Annotated in this window: 1 protein-coding gene; it reads right to left on the bottom strand. The window is 61.0% G+C overall.

What is annotated here, in order from left to right; all coding sequences use genetic code 11:
• Positions 1-1,326 (bottom strand): calcium-binding protein (locus C3Y91_RS02425; RefSeq protein WP_168574931.1); only part of this gene is annotated, 1,326 nt, incomplete at both ends.

Genomic DNA, 1,326 nt, shown 5'->3' with positions numbered 1-1,326 from the left:
TCGAGTAGGCTGCAAGCGCCGTGCGGATTTCGTCGGTGCCGGCGCCGACCGCCTCCTTGATCACGTCGCTCGCACTGTCGACCACATAGGTGTCGTTGCCGGCGCCGCCGTCAAGCGTGTCATTGCCGGCGCCGCCGTCCAGCAAATCGTTGCCGGCGCCGCCGGTGATCGTATTGACGAGCGCATTGCCGGTGCCGGTGAAGCTAGCGGATCCCGTATAGAGCAGGTTCTCGACATTGTTGCCGAGCGTATAGATTGAAAGCGCCGTCTTGATCAGATCGGTTCCTTCATTCAGTCCTTCGGTGACCACGTCGGCCAGATCATCGACAATATAGGTGTCGTTGCCCACTCCGCCGATCAGTATGTCTGCTCCGGCCTTTCCGTCCAGGATGTCGGCACCTGCCGCGCCCCGGATCGTGTTGGCGAGGCCATTGCCCGTCCCGGTAAAGGCTGCCGTTCCGGTATAGGTGAGGTTCTCGACATCGCTACCAAGCGTATAGCTCGCCAATGTCGTGCGAACCGTGTCGGCTCCCTCATCGGCGGCTTCGGTGACGAGGTCGCCGGCATTGTCGACGGTATAGGTGTCGTCGCCCTCACCGCCGATCAAGCTGTCCGCACCGGCCCCGCCGTCAAGCGTGTCATTGCCGGCGCCGCCGGAAAGCGTATCGGTGGCAGCGCCACCCGTGATCGTATTGTCGAGATTGTTACCGGTACCAGCGAAAGCTCCTGTGCCGGCAAAGCTCAGGTTCTCGACATTGCCGGCAAGCGTATAGCTCGCCAAGTTCGTGCGAACCGTGTCGATCCCCTCATTGGCAGCTTCGGTGACGATGTCGCCGGCATTGTCGACGATGTAAGTGTCGTGGCCAGCCCCGCCGATCAAGGTGTCCGCACCTGCCGCGCCATTCAGCATATCGTTGCCGGTACCGCCGGTGATCGTGTTGGCCAGCGCATTGCCGGTGCCGGTGAAGCTGGCGGATCCCGTATAGGTCAGGTTCTCGACATTGACCAATGCGGCAATGGAGTAGGCTGCAAGCGCTGTCTGGACCGTATCCGTCCCTTCGTTCACATTCTCGATCACCAGATCGGTCGCAATATCGACCACATAGATGTCGTCACCCGTCCCGCCCGACATCGTGTCGGCGCCACCACCGCCGATCAAAGTGTCGTTGCCACCAGCCCCCATGAGCTTGTCGGCAGCAACACCACCTATGATAACGTTGTCGAGCAGATTGCCTATCCCGGTAAAGGCTGCCGTTCCGATGTAGGTGAGGTTCTCGACATTGGCCGCCAATGTGTGGGCGGCCAATGTCGTACGAACCGTGTCGG

Origin of the sequence: Rhizobium ruizarguesonis (assembly GCF_012349115.1) — a bacterium.
In the GTDB taxonomy this organism is placed as follows: domain Bacteria; phylum Pseudomonadota; class Alphaproteobacteria; order Rhizobiales; family Rhizobiaceae; genus Rhizobium; species Rhizobium ruizarguesonis.
This window is presented reverse-complemented; position numbering and strand designations above follow the sequence as displayed.